At 41.0% G+C, this 12868-nt stretch carries 11 protein-coding genes; all 11 read right to left on the bottom strand.

Features of this window, described 5'->3' with window-relative positions:
• Position 1: 1 nt before the first annotated feature.
• Complete coding sequence (gene fliM / locus HJP15_RS04660) at positions 2-1093, bottom strand: flagellar motor switch protein FliM (protein WP_054203308.1); 1092 nt, start codon at positions 1091-1093, stop codon at positions 2-4.
• Positions 1094-1102: 9 nt separating this feature from the next.
• Positions 1103-1627 carry a flagellar basal body-associated protein FliL gene (gene fliL, locus HJP15_RS04655; protein WP_054203309.1) on the bottom strand — a complete coding sequence of 175 codons (525 nt, stop codon included), beginning with the start codon at positions 1625-1627 and terminating at the stop codon, positions 1103-1105.
• Between the two features lie 91 nt (positions 1628-1718).
• Positions 1719-4229 carry a flagellar hook-length control protein FliK gene (locus HJP15_RS21835; RefSeq protein WP_249365791.1) on the bottom strand — a complete coding sequence of 837 codons (2511 nt, stop codon included), beginning with the start codon at positions 4227-4229 and terminating at the stop codon, positions 1719-1721.
• 134 nt (positions 4230-4363) lie between these two features.
• A complete protein-coding gene (gene fliJ, locus HJP15_RS04645) occupies positions 4364-4810 on the bottom strand; it encodes a flagellar export protein FliJ (protein WP_054203311.1) in 447 nt (148 codons plus the stop codon).
• The gene (fliI, locus tag HJP15_RS04640; protein WP_054203312.1) at positions 4810-6144 is read right to left on the bottom strand and encodes a flagellar protein export ATPase FliI; all 1335 of its coding nucleotides are present in this window, start codon (positions 6142-6144) and stop codon (positions 4810-4812) included. Before fliI ends, fliJ begins: the two co-directional genes overlap by 1 nt.
• An 18-nt stretch (positions 6145-6162) precedes the next feature.
• Entirely contained in the window at positions 6163-6981 is an 819-nt protein-coding gene (gene fliH, locus HJP15_RS04635) for a flagellar assembly protein FliH (protein WP_054453884.1), read from the bottom strand.
• 3 nt (positions 6982-6984) lie between these two features.
• Positions 6985-8031, bottom strand: a complete 1047-nt coding sequence (gene fliG / locus HJP15_RS04630; protein ID WP_054203314.1) for a flagellar motor switch protein FliG — start codon at positions 8029-8031, stop codon at positions 6985-6987.
• A complete protein-coding gene (gene fliF, locus HJP15_RS04625) occupies positions 8024-9739 on the bottom strand; it encodes a flagellar basal-body MS-ring/collar protein FliF (RefSeq protein WP_054203315.1) in 1716 nt (571 codons plus the stop codon). Before fliF ends, fliG begins: the two co-directional genes overlap by 8 nt.
• A 20-nt stretch (positions 9740-9759) precedes the next feature.
• Positions 9760-10092: a flagellar hook-basal body complex protein FliE gene (gene fliE, locus HJP15_RS04620; RefSeq protein WP_054203316.1), complete on the bottom strand. Its 333-nt coding sequence runs from the start codon at positions 10090-10092 to the stop codon at positions 9760-9762.
• Positions 10093-10247: 155 nt separating this feature from the next.
• Positions 10248-11693: a sigma-54-dependent transcriptional regulator gene (locus HJP15_RS04615; RefSeq protein ID WP_054203317.1), complete on the bottom strand. Its 1446-nt coding sequence runs from the start codon at positions 11691-11693 to the stop codon at positions 10248-10250.
• A complete protein-coding gene (locus HJP15_RS04610) occupies positions 11690-12802 on the bottom strand; it encodes a sensor histidine kinase (RefSeq protein ID WP_054203318.1) in 1113 nt (370 codons plus the stop codon). Before HJP15_RS04610 ends, HJP15_RS04615 begins: the two co-directional genes overlap by 4 nt.
• Between the last annotated feature and the right edge of the window lie 66 nt (positions 12803-12868).

The following is a 12868-nucleotide window of genomic DNA, read 5'->3' as shown; positions in this document are numbered from 1 at the left end:
TTTACCAGTCTAAATCTACACCATCTGAAAGGTGTAAGTCATCTTCTAGTTCTGCTAATTCTGCATCTGAATCAAGTTTTTTGCCACCTTTAGTAAAGACGTGCAGTTCTGATTTAACTGATTCAGGACGTTTAATTTTTTCACTGATTTGTAAAGCTACATTATCGCGAGAGCGACCCATTTTCGCCCTATAGGTAGGTAAGTCTTCAACAAATACAGTAATATGTTCAGGCATTTCAACTGGAATTATATCGCCAGCTTTAAGTTCCATAATTTGCGCTAAAGTTAAATCAACTTCAAGTAGTTGCGTTGACATTTCAACTTCTACATCCATTATTTCATCGCGCAGCGCCTTACTCCAGCGAAGATCTGTATCTTCTGTATCTGATTGCACACCGGCATCGAGTAGTTCACGAATAGGTTCAAGCATGGAATATGGAAGTGCAATATGAAAATCCCCGCCGCCGCCATCTAATTCAATGTGGAATGAGCTTATTACCACCACTTCTGTGGGGCTCACAATATTCGCCATAGCAGGGTTTACTTCTGAATCAAGATATTCAAATGAGACATCCATAACCGGCGCCCATGCTTCTTTATAATCTTCAAAGATTATTTTTAGTAGCATTTGCACAATACGTCGTTCGGTGGGAGTAAATTCACGGCCTTCTATTTTTGCATGGTAACGGCCGTCACCACCAAAGAAGTTATCCACTAAAATAAATACTAACCGTGCCTCCATGGTGATCAATCCAGTCCCTTTTAGAGGACGAAAACGCACCATGTTCAAACTTGTTGGCACAAATAAAGTGTGGATATATTCACCAAACTTTATCATTTGCACGCCATTTATGGATACTTCTGCCGTACGTCGCATCATATTAAATAAACTGATCCGCATATGGCGAGCAAAGCGCTCGTTAACAATTTCCAACGTTGGCATGCGGCCACGAACAATACGGTCTTGTGAGGAGAAATCATATTGGAGTGTATTACCACTACCATCTTCACCATCTTGTATATCTTCCTCTTCAACATCATCAACACCATGTAAGAGGGCATCAATTTCGTCTTGGGATAATAAATCGCTCACGCTGACCCCTTATTGCATCACAAAGCCGGTGAATAATACCCGCTCAATAACTTTGCTTCCTTCAACATCAGTGAGCGCCGCTTGCACCTTATCAAGGGCAGCAACGCGAAGCGTTTCTTTACCTTCGCTCGTTCCTAACTCATCAGCTGTAGTGGTTGAAAGTACACCCAAAAGTGTACTTTCAATTAAGGGTATATGTTTTTTAGCTGTTTCTTCATTTACATCACCACGTACTAATAATTGTACTTTTATTTGCACTATGCGGTCTCTGCTAGCTCCTGGGACGTTAAATACAAATGGTCGTGGCATTGCAACATATAAAGCACTGCCAACAGAAGCCCCCGATGTTGAACTTTCAGCTTCTTGAGTTGTAACAGTTTCTTCAGCTAATGTTTCTTCTGGTGAATCAGAGCCAGACATTAAGAAAAATCCAACGGCACCACCAATAACAAGCACTGCAGCAGCAATAATAATTATTAGCTTTTTCTTACTCTTACCGCCATCTTCAATTTCTAAATTTGCTTCTTCTGCCATGATGGTTTCCTCTATGCCTTAATAATGGGCATATTACGAGTATCGTATGCCCATCAAGTTATTTATTCTTATGCTTTTATAATAGCAGGTGTTAGGCGTAGTAATCTATTGATGATGTCGATTGTTGTCCTGACATTCTCGTATTTTGCTCAGCTAATGTACTTTCACTCTCATTTTTCTGCTGATTATTTGCATGCTGACTACTTTGCGATTGCTCATCCGCTCCAGATCCATTTTGGCTATTACCTTGCTCAATACTGCTTTCACCTAATTCAATACCTTGTTGAGCTAACATTTCTCGTAATTTTGGCATTGATTGTTCGAGTGCTTCTTTAGCTTGTTGATTCTGTACTACAAAGTTAATTTGTGCTTGCTCTGCGTCGCTGCGAATACGTATTTGCATGCTGCCCATTTCTGGTGGATCAAGGCGAATCTCAGCTTCTTTATTATTGATACTTAATAAGGCACTCACTCGCTCTTGCAATAATTTTGCGGCATCACTTTTCACTATGTTTAATGCTTGGAGTAATGTTGGATCCAAGTTCACTTGTTTTGTTTGCGACGTTGGGCTTGCCTGTTGAGCTTGTAAAACCTGCATATCTGTAATTTCTTGCTGATAACGCTGCTCACTACTTTCAGCTATTGGCGCTGCAAGTGTTGCGACCTGCCCTGTAATTTGTCCAAATAACTGATTGATACGCCCTACTGCTGACTCTCGCGGTAAAACCTGTTCTTTGTTATGACTTTCAAGCAATGCATCTTTTATCACTGCTTGTTGCGTCTCTGATTTTACTACGGCCTCTTGTGTAACTGACTTAATCAATGCCTCTTGCGAAGTCTGAGCTTTGCTAGCCTCTGGACTTGTTACAATGCTTGCAGCTGTACTATTTAAAACTTGAGCACTTTGGGGGGGGATCACTTTTTCTGATTTTTGAGTGTCCGCGGCCACGTGCAATTGATCAAGTTTATCAATAACCGCCGTTACATTATTTAATGCCGCGCCTTTTGGCTGTGCCGTTGCTAAAAACTGTTGTAATTGAGTCCTCAAGGCCTGCTTATCAGCATTATTTAACTGTCCAATCGCAACATCAAGCTCTTTACTTACTTTTTCTGATTGCGACATTAATAATGGTTTTTCAACTGTATTTTGAGCTACTTTTTCATTTTTGTTTACTAACTCAGTAATATATTGTTTAAAGGTATCAAGTTTAGCCGGCGTCACCCCCTCTTCAACTATCACAGCAGCTTGACTCTGAAGGGTTTTACGCTGTTCATCTGTTAGATTAGCTAATACAGGGTTACTTTTTATCTCTGTCGCTGACTGGCTATTAAGTAGTGCTTTACTTGCTTTTTCTATCTCAATATCACTTGGTAATATATTTGCTGCCTTATCCGCAATAGCTGCTTCCTTAACTAAATACTGTGAAGATGATGCCACCTGATTTTTAATTTCTTGCGCTGTATTTGTAAGATTGTTGCTAGTCATTACGCGTTTATCTAGGTTATTTGTAGATGTGTTATTTAGTCTATCCGCTGCGTTATTATCTTTATTAGGCACTTCAACTTTATTAGGTACTTCAACTTTCTGTGTTTTATCGCTTGGTAATATAGAAGCTGTCTGTGTCGCTTTATTTTCGGATACTAATGACGCTGTACTTTGTAACTTATCAAGAGGTATAGGCTTAGCATCTTCCTTAAGCACTAAACCACTTTTATTGTCAGCAGTGTTAGTCTCAACTTGATTTGAGTTGTGAGTTTTTCTTCGTTCAATCAATTCATCTTTTTCATTACTTACTTGAGCACTGACTGTTGGTGCATCTTTGGTGCCTATTGCTGTTATTTGCGGTTCTGCTTTTGCAGTTTGCGTTGTAGTATTAATTACATTTGCTTCGCCATTATTCACTACACCTTGAGCTGTGTTAACAGGCACGCTTTGCGCTGCATCGCCTTTCTCTTGAATATCGCCAACAATTGGTTCAACAGGTATTGGCGTAACAGTATCACCTGGTCCTTTATTTATCTTTACATTCAACTGCTTATCAATTGCCTCTGAAATGATAGTCTTCCCACTGATTACGGCTAATCTAGGATCAAGTAATTCACTAGTATCGTCAGCGGGTACAGGTTCAATAATAGGTGTAATATCGTCAATCGGGCGAGGCGCTTTAATATAAGGGATTGAAGGATCAAATTTTTCATGTGTTGCGCGATCTAGCAAATTTCCAATCGAGTTTGCATTGGCCACTTTTGGTGAATTAACTCGTGTATCGATGCTATTAGCTGCATTTATATGAGCAAGCATAGCGTCACCAGAACTATCTACTTTATCATCACTTTCAGCGCTGCTCGCTAGTATATCGCTTTCAATTAATGTAAGTTTTTCTTCGGCCGAGTTTGGTTTAGCTTCAACTGAGTCAGCCTTTGTTTCATCTGTCGCTCGACTAGCCTTCACCTTTAATGTATCAGCATGGCCGCTGGCATTTTGCAAAAGACTAAAAAAATCACTTGCTGTACTTTGCGGATCTTTGGCTTCACTGCCCTTTTTAGTTAGCTGGACATCTTGTTCAGTTGAAATGAGTACTGATAGATCACTAATCGCCATAATTCACCTACATAATAAGTGGCAACTTGCCGCCGCAGCTTGCCAGAATAAATACTTCACTGATAAATAAAGCAAGTTATGTGCCTAAGGTAAAAAAAGCAGAAAATAACTTAGCCTCACTATTACTGCACTCGTTATAAAGCGCGGCGCCTTTGATAAAATTGATTTGACGAAAATTCATCTAACATTTTCTGTTCATTTTTTTGAGCAATAACATTTGCTTTAAGTTGCTGTTTTTCTATTAATTTAGCTACTGCCTTAGCTTTAATTTGTTGCTTTAACCATAGGCTTTGTCGCTGTGATACAACTTGTTTTGCTGTATTTACAGTATTTGCTTGTTGGCGTATTGCTTCTTCTATTTTTGCGATAAAGGCATGATACTGACTAAAACCAGCACTGCTTAAACCTGACTGACCTTTTAAGTGAAGTTGTTGCGTATACTCCAACCGAAAGTCATTCAAACCTTGCAGCTTTTGTTGATTACTTTGCAGATGTTGCTGCGCCTGCAGATAATTCATCCTTAGTGATTCTTCTTTCTCAGTTTCTAGTCTAAGCACTAAATCAAGTTTATTTTTCGTCATTATGCTTGTCCTAATAATTGAGCCAGCCCTTGCAGACCTTCGTCATAGCTGATCACATCTTTCATGCCTTGTTGTAAAAAAGCGTTTACTCTTGGCATCATATTAATAGCTTGATCGAGCATCTGGTCCGTACCTTTTTGATATGCTCCTAAAGTGATCATATCTTTATTCTGTTGATACATAGAATAAACTTGTTTAAGTACTCGAGCTTGCTGCATGTGTGGCTCAGACACAACTTGTGGCATCACCCGTGAAATCGATTTTTCAATATCAATGGCAGGATAATGCCCACTGTCAGCGAGCTCTCGCGATAGTACGATATGCCCATCTAAAATCGCGCGCGCAGCATCCGCAATAGGATCTTGCATATCATCGCCTTCACTCAGCACAGTAAAAAATGCAGTGATAGAACCCTGCCCTTCGCCACCATTACCAGCGCGCTCAACCAAGGCAGGTAGTTTCGCAAATACTGATGGTGGGTAACCCTTTGTGGCAGGCGGCTCACCAACCGCTAACGCTATTTCACGCTGAGCCATTGCATAACGCGTAACAGAATCAAGTAATAGCAAAACATTTAACCCTTGGTCGCGAAAATACTCCGCGATTGTGACGGCACTTTCGCACCCTTTTAGACGCATTAAAGGTGACGAGTCGGCTGGCGCTGCAACCACAACTGAGCGCTTTCGTCCCTCGACGCCTAAAATTTCCTCAATAAATTCTTTAACTTCTCGTCCACGCTCACCAACTAAACCAACCACAATCACATCAGCCTCAGACCCTCTGGTCATCATCCCTAGTAATACTGATTTACCGACACCAGAACCTGCAAACAAGCCCATTCGCTGGCCTTGCCCTACTGTAATAATTGAATTTATGGCACGCACCCCCACATCCATCGGTTGACTGATAGGTCTGCGAGATAAAGGGTTTATCGAATTTTGTGCAAATTTAAGATGATGTTCAGCATTGATCGGACCAAGTCCATCTAATGGGCGGCCTAATCCATCGACAACTCGCCCAAGTAGACACATTCCAACTGGAAGTCCGGTTTCATTAACTTGAGGTATTACTCGTGCGCCAGGTAGCACCCCTGAGATGTGATCATTAGGCATGAGATACAATGTTTGGTCGTTAAAACCCACAATTTCTGCATCAACAAAACCATGCATGGTTTCAATTTTACACTGGCTACCTACTGGCGCGCGCAAGCCTTTTGCTTCTAAAGTTAAACCAACAACACGCGTTAAAATACCTGCGACCGCAGGGACTGGTACGTGAATATGCTTTTGATATTTTTGTAAACGTTCACTTAAAGGGCGCGATTGACTACTCATAGCAAGCCAGTAATATACTTAGATACCACTACTATGCAAAAAGCTATCCAACGTTTCTTTGACGCGGGTTTTGACTGTCATATCAATTGATGATTGTGCTGTTTTAACTTGGCAACCACCACGTTCTAAAGTGGGCTCTGGTATTAGTTGCCAACCACTCACTGCCAATGCCTCTTCTGTGTAACTATTTTTAATAAGCTCTATGTCTTCTGGGTTTAAATGAATACGTATATTCGGTTGCTCTGTACCCAGTGCATCTATGCATTGCTTTAAACTATGAAGAACAATATCTGGTGACGTTTTTATTTCTTGATAAATAAGCGCTTGTGCAAGCATTACTGCTAGTTGCACAAGCTGTTTTTCAGCTGCGTCATCTACTTTAGCTAATGGTTCACTCAAACTATCTAGTAGACTTCGCAAGCTTGTTAATTGCTCTTCAATTAATGGCTTTACTTCCTCTTGACCTTGAGTTTTACCTAACTCTACGCCTTCTTTGTAACCTGCTTCTTTTCCTTCACCGACGCCTTTCTCAAAACCATCAATATAGCCTTGCTCATGACCTTGTTTTAAACCTTCTTCGTAAGCGTCTTGGCGAATACGCTCTAATTCTGCCATCGTTAACGAAGGGAGTTCAGGCTCTTCAGGTTCAACCTCTGGCTCACTCCTTTGTTGCTCTTTACGATACAGATCAGCAAGCGGTGTACCAAAAGCAGTTGAACGTCCATCATATTTACGCGTATCTTGCGTTACATCTGGAATTGGCCAATTTTCTAATAATTCATCAACCGCTTCTCTTGCATGAAGCGGACGACCTTGATTTGAGCGTGAGTTACTCATCGTTTATAGGAACTCCTCGCCACCGCCACCGCCGAGCATGATTTCACCTGAATCAGCCAAACGTCGCGCAGTTGATAATATTTCTTTTTGTGCCGCTTCAACTTCACTTATTCGCACAGGTGCCATCGCTTCTAAATCATCAGCCAGCATTTCTGCCGCACGTTTAGACATATTACCCAGAATTTTCTCTTTCAGTCCTTCATCTGTGCCTTTAATTGCTTTCATCAATACGTCTTGCTGCACTTCTCGAAGAATGGCTTGGATACCACGATCCTCAACTTCCATTAGATTTTCAAACACAAACATAAGATCTTGGATTTGTTGTGACATTTCTTCATCATGCTCACGTATTGAGTCCATTAACTGACCTTCAACATTCGTATCAAGGTAGTTCATAATATCAGCGGCTGCTTTCAAGCCACCCATTTTCGCAGCTTGCGCGCCAGCTTGACCAGCAAATTGTTTCTCCATGATTTCATTCAATTCTTGCAATGCTGCTGGTTGAACTTCTTCTAAATTAGCAATACGCATGGTTAAATCTAAACGCACTTTTTCAGGGAATTGCGCTAATATTTCAGCTGATTGTTCTGGCTCTAAATACGATAAAACAATGGTTTGAATTTGCGGATGCTCGTTGCGAATAATGTTAGCAACTTGCTTTGAGTCCATCCACTTAAGAGAATCCAGACCTTTAGCACCTGATCCCATTACAATTTGATCAATAAGACTTGCCGCTTTATCTTCACCTAAGGCTGCTGTTAATGCTTTTTTAATAAAGTCTTCTGATTGGAAGCCTATCGTGCTAAAGCTTTGGATTTGCTCTATAAACAAGTTATGTACTGCGCTGATTTTAGCTTGCGATAGGTCATCTACCGCAGCCATTGCCATACCCACTTTTTGAACTTGCTTAGGTTCAAGATGTTTTAATATTTGCGCAGCATCTTCTTCAGATAAACTCAGCAATAAGATTGCGGCTTTATCTACACCGTCTAATTTATCAACATCAAACGCTGTTGGTAGTTGTTTTTGTTCTTGGTCTTGATCAGTCATCTTCTGTTAACCACGCTTTCACAACTTGTGAGGAGAGTTCAGGTTCATTAGCTACAAGGGCACGTACAGCTTTGAGCAAGTCCTCGTCGCCATGTAGGTCTGGTAACTGTAGTGTACCATCACTTGAGAAGCCAACCGAAGCAGAATCAAAATCTTTATTTAGCATATCCAGCGTATTGTCTCCAATATCTACACCTGAACTAAGTGCGTCATCGTCATACTCTTCAAGCGTATCATCTGGGTAGATTAAGCGTTTAAGCATTGGTTTAACAACGGCCATTATAAGCACAACAATGACTAAGAAACCGAGCACTAAACGAACGATCTTCATAAACCAGCTTTGCTCCCAAATTGGTACTTCAATCGCTAACCCCATTTCCTCTCGAACAAAAGGAACGGTCACAACTTCAAGCGCATCACCTCGTTGTAAATCAAAACCTACACCACCTTGCAATAAACGACGAATATTTGACAGCGCTTCGATTGAGCGAGGCACCATGGTCGTTTCACCATTTTCCCCTGCTGTTGCTAAGTAATCTACCGCAACAGAAACACTGATACGACGTATCACACCTGTTTGCTGACGTTTATGAGAAATTGTGGTATCTAATTCGTAATTTCTTGTTGCTTCTTTATGACTACGACTTGGTGAAGTGCCTGAGCCAGCTCCGCCTTGACCTGCTACTTCTGGTATGTCTGAATTTGCAGGAGGTTGGTTTGACAAAGCACCAGGTATGCCGATTGCAAGACCACCGATGTTACTTTCTTCAAATGTTGTTTCACTTCTCACTGCCGGTAAATCAGGATTATAACGTTTTTGGGTTTCTTCAATTGAACTGAAATCCATGCTTAAATCTACTTGCGCAGTATAATTGCCCAAGCCCAGTACCGGAATTAGAATGCTATCAATTTTTTCGAGGTATTCCTGCTCACGTTTGCGCTCTACTTCATATTCTTTACGTGAGCGTGACGCAAGTGAACTTTGTGAACCAGAATTTAATAATCGACCATTTTGATCTGTAACTGTAACTCGTGCAGGTTCCAAGCCTTGAACCGCTGAACCTATAATATCAACAATAGAATCAACTTCTTCACTACTAAGCATACGTCCACGCTTAAGTGTTAGCACAACGGTTGCTGATGGTTTTTTCTCACGACGAGCAAACACATTTTCTTTTGGGATGGCTAGTAATACTTTGGCGCGGGTAACATTTTTTAGTTCTTCAATAGTTCGTGCAAGCTGTTGCTCACGACCGTGCTTTAAACGTTCACGCTCTAAACGTTGGCTTACACCAAAACCCATATCTTGCATGATAATATCAGTACCAGAATTTGGGGATTGCTCTAACCCTTCTCGAGTCATTAATAATTTAATGCTTTGATATTCGCCTTCTTCAACAGAAATAACGTTACCATCGAGCTGATATTCAATTTTTTGTGCATCTAAAAAGTCGAGAGTTTGGATAAGCTCTTCTGTTGGCATTTTTCCAAGTGGTCGCATATCTGGTTGTTTTGCCCAAATAATCACAAAAATTGCAATCGCAAGACAAATAGCTAAAGCAATCAGCAGTGTTGCTTGACGTAATATATCAACACCATTAAGAGCACTTAAATAGCCTGACTTTTGTTCTTGTTGCTCTTCACTATCGTTTTGGTCGATACCGCCACCAGCTAAAGCAAGATCTGTTGATTGATTAGATTGCGCCACAATAATTCTCCACTACCTAGTTAAACAGGCATGTTCATGATTTCTTTGTAAGACTCTACAAGCTTATTACGAACCTGAACGGTCGCTTCAAAAGCGACAGATGATTTCTGTGATGCGATCATCACTTCAGCTAACGAAACACTGCGGTCCCCCATTTCTAAGGCCGTCACCTTTTGTTTCGCTTCTTTTTGATGGCCATCGACCGTATTTAACGCGCTAGTAAGTAAATCACCAAATTGTGCTGATGACGTTGGTTGCGCTTCAGTTGGTATGTTATTTACTTGATTACCACGGCTTGTTTCAAGAGCCATGGATTGCATTTCTTGGAATAATGCACTGTTTTCAATTTTCATAATGATCTCTGACGATACAATTTACTTATAACTAGATAAAGCACAAAACGTGCCATAAAATAGTCATTTAAATACAGTTAGTTACGGTTTAATTTAACTTGTCAGAGTTTTGACGGAAGAACGCTCAGTGAGCACTGAGCGTATATTTATAAAAGTTAGGCTGGTAATGCAATACCTAAGTCACGCATTTGCGCCAATTTATAGCGTAATGTTCGCGGACTGATCCCTAAAGTCTCAGCAACATCTTTTCGCTTACCTTGACAGCGAGAAAGCGTTTCTAAAATAATGCGATGTTCTTTATCTTTTAATTCATCTTTGTAGCTGCCAGAGTCCGTACTAAGCAATGGCTCACTGTGTGTTGCTTTTGCTTTAATTGTCGGCACTTGTACGTCGTAATACGCTTCATTACTCAATGAGCTTGCTGTGTCAGCAGGTAATGGATTGCTAGCTAAAGCGGTGGTTAATGGAGCCGTTGTTAGATTTTCGATAAAAATAGCATTTTCATCGATCACATCACCGTGGCGCAGTATTAATGCGCGCTGGATCACATTATCAAGCTCACGCACATTACCAGGCCAAGCGTGTGATAATAATTTATCCTGCGCTGATAGACTAAGTTGTGCCATTGGCTCTTTGCTTTTACTAATATGACGCTCAATTAAATGCTTTGCCAATATAATAATATCACCAGGGCGCTGACAAAGTGGGCGCCACATCAATGGAAACACATTTAAACGGTAATAAAGATCTTCTCTAAATTGATGCTCACTTACGGCCTCTTTTAGGTCACGGTTACTAGTGGCTAATACTCTAACATCCAATTTAATCGTTTTTCGACCACCTAAACGTTCAACTTCACGCTCTTGCAGTACACGTAGTAGCTTAGCTTGCAGGCTTAAATCCATTTCGGTGATTTCATCAAGTAAAATCGTACCACCTTGTGCTTGCTCAAATTTCCCAGGGCAAGCTTGGATTGCACCTGTAAATGCGCCTTTTTCATAACCAAATAAGGTCGCTTCAAGCATATTCTCTGGGATCGCAGCGCAATTAATTGCGACAAAAGGCTGATCTGCACGATCTGATTTATCATGAATAAACCGTGCTAATACTTCTTTACCTGAGCCACTTGGGCCTAACACCATTACACTGGCATCAGATTTAGCAACTTTACAAGCAAGCTCTAATAATTGAATACTGCTCGGATCTGCGACAATTGGGCCATCCGTTTCTTTTTCTGGTTCTGGTAAATAGCGGCTCACCATATTGAGTAACACTTCTGGCGCAAATGGCTTAGCCATATAATCAATCGCACCTAAACGCATTGCCTCAACCGCATCATCGATTGTTGCATATGCTGTCATCATCAATACTGGTAAATCAGGGTGATTTAAATTAATGCTCCGCAATAAATCAAGACCACTCATCGCCCCCATTTGCACATCACTTACGACTAAAGAAAAGCTATCTTTTTTCAATAAAACCATTGCTTGTTCAGCGCTATCAGCCGCAACACAATCAATTCCTGACATTTCTAACGTGTCGATCAAAGCCTCTCGAAGCCCTGCATCATCTTCTACAACTAAAATCGTATTGTTACTCATATGACCTCCACTGACTTTGATTCTGCACAAATAGGCAGCAGCAAGCTAAAGCAAGCACCGCCCTGTGTATTATTAGCAACATCAACTCGCCCTTGGTGAGCAATTGTCACTGAGCTAACCACTGCTAAGCCCAACCCTGTGCCTTGGCTTTTAGTAGTATAAAATGGTTCAAATAACTTATCAGCTTGCGTTAAATCAATACCGGGACCATTATCATTAACACTGATCCGAACAAACTCAGGCTCATCTTCATCACGTTGCGCACTTACGTAAACTTTCGCGCCAGCACCAATAACTTGGATACTATTATGAACAAGGTTTTGAATAGCACTCGCCAACGCCGTTTTATTACCGACAATTTCAACATCAGGATCCGGTAGGCTAACCTCAAGTTCGCAATTGTTTAGTGCAACCATCGCATCAGCACCCATTTTCACTTCTGTTAATAGCTGCTGCATAGACACCTGCTCTACCACTTGCTGATCGCCGCTTTTTGCAAATAACAGCATATCGTTCACCTGCGTTTCGAGATCTTTTAACCGTGACATTAATTTTGTATGAAAACTGCCTCGAGAGCTTTCAGGTAAACGCTTGGATCCTAAATTAGCGGCATATAACATAGCCGCAGATAATGGTGTACGCACTTGATGAGCTAAAGATGCCACCATTTTACCCAGTGCACTCAAACGTTGCATATGTGCAACTCGTGTTTGTAAACGACGCGTTTCAGTTAAGTCTGTCATTAAAATTAACTGTCCAGGCTCTGGTGTCAACGCCGTTATTTCTAATTTAATTAAGCGACCATCTTTGAGAGATACTTCATGACCATCATCCTGCTGAGGTCGAAAAGAGCGCTGGATCACGCTAAACCACTTTTCACCTTCAAGTGGCTCGCCAAGCATATCAATCGCTATTTGATTGGCTTTTGCGATCATGCCTCTGGCATCTAGCACCACAACTCCCGCAGGCATAGTATCAACTAAGTGGCTTAACCAGCTGGCTTGTTGACGCAGCTCACTAAGCTCACCCACATACTCTTCTTGCTGAAGGCATGGGTTATATTGGGTAGCTGTGATAAATTGTGGTTTCAAGACATTAGCTAAGGCCATAATCGATACTCTTATAAATCGTTTCTAACGAGTTAAATGCACGATTCATACCACTATTATTAATGT

Source organism: Pseudoalteromonas sp. NEC-BIFX-2020_002 (assembly GCF_013002825.1).
Lineage (GTDB): Bacteria > Pseudomonadota > Gammaproteobacteria > Enterobacterales > Alteromonadaceae > Pseudoalteromonas > Pseudoalteromonas neustonica.
This window is presented reverse-complemented; position numbering and strand designations above follow the sequence as displayed.

Excerpts from the sequence above, each read along its gene's own strand:
- fliL (WP_054203309.1), bottom strand. The coding sequence starts at position 1,627 with ATGGCAGAAGAAGCAAATTTAGAAATTGAAGATGGCGGTAAGAGTAAG.
- HJP15_RS21835 (WP_249365791.1), bottom strand. The coding sequence starts at position 4,229 with ATGGCGATTAGTGATCTATCAGTACTCATTTCAACTGAACAAGATGTC.
- fliJ (WP_054203311.1), bottom strand. The coding sequence starts at position 4,810 with ATGACGAAAAATAAACTTGATTTAGTGCTTAGACTAGAAACTGAGAAA.
- fliI (WP_054203312.1), bottom strand. The coding sequence starts at position 6,144 with ATGAGTAGTCAATCGCGCCCTTTAAGTGAACGTTTACAAAAATATCAA.
- fliH (WP_054453884.1), bottom strand. The coding sequence starts at position 6,981 with ATGAGTAACTCACGCTCAAATCAAGGTCGTCCGCTTCATGCAAGAGAA.
- fliG (WP_054203314.1), bottom strand. The coding sequence starts at position 8,031 with ATGACTGATCAAGACCAAGAACAAAAACAACTACCAACAGCGTTTGAT.
- fliE (WP_054203316.1), bottom strand. The coding sequence starts at position 10,092 with ATGAAAATTGAAAACAGTGCATTATTCCAAGAAATGCAATCCATGGCT.
- HJP15_RS04615 (WP_054203317.1), bottom strand. The coding sequence starts at position 11,693 with ATGAGTAACAATACGATTTTAGTTGTAGAAGATGATGCAGGGCTTCGA.
- HJP15_RS04610 (WP_054203318.1), bottom strand. The coding sequence starts at position 12,802 with ATGGCCTTAGCTAATGTCTTGAAACCACAATTTATCACAGCTACCCAA.